We start from the raw sequence: 767 nt of genomic DNA on the forward strand, positions 1-767 counted from the left end.
CTGCTCAAGGCCACCAGCCGCCTCGGCGTGGAAACCTTCGCCTTCGACCCGGCTGGCAACCTGCTCGATCAGAAAACCCAGGAACTGAACCGACCGCTGGAAGCCAATCCACGACGCAACAAACTGATGGACAACCTGCTGCGCGAGTACGCGGGTACTCATTACCGTTACGACGAACGCGGCAATTTGATCCACCGCCTGCACAACGGTGCCCACGCGCACTTCACCTGGGACCTGTTCGACCGGCTGGCCAGCTACAACGACGATAAGCTCAAGGTCGACTACAGCTACGATGCTTTGGGCCGTCGCTTGCACAAACATTCGGTAGCGCACTTCTGGGATCGCCCCGAAGCGGGGACCGGCTGGAACCAACTGCAACGGGCCAAGCGCCAACGTGAACTCGGCTGCGGCTTCACCCTGTTTGGTTGGGATGGTGACACCCTGGCCTGGGAAAGCTCACCGCCGCGCGATGAAGGTGACACCGGCCGCACCGTGCATTACCTGTACGAGCCAAACAGTTTCGTGCCGGTGGCCCAGGCCCTGCGCAAGAGCCCGATCCGTTTGCACAAGCAGCCGGACTGGCGCCAACGCGAATACGATTTCGATCAGGATCCGTTGTGGCACACCGAGGTGAAACCACAAGCATTCGAGGCGATTGCCTGGTACCACTGCGACCACCTCGGCACGCCGATGGAACTCACCGATGAGCAAGGCAACATCGCTTGGGCCGGCCAGTACAAGGCGTGGGGCGAAGTCCGCGAGGAGCG

1 protein-coding gene is annotated in these 767 nt (G+C 61.5%); it reads left to right on the plus strand.

The genetic code is table 11. From position 1 onward, the window contains the following. On the plus strand, positions 1–767 hold a 767-nt coding region (locus F3J43_RS23660; protein WP_205298074.1), incomplete at both ends, for an RHS domain-containing protein.

Origin of the sequence: Pantoea sp. Cy-639 (genome assembly GCF_011752525.1) — a bacterium.
Classification (GTDB): Bacteria; Pseudomonadota; Gammaproteobacteria; order Pseudomonadales; family Pseudomonadaceae; genus Aquipseudomonas.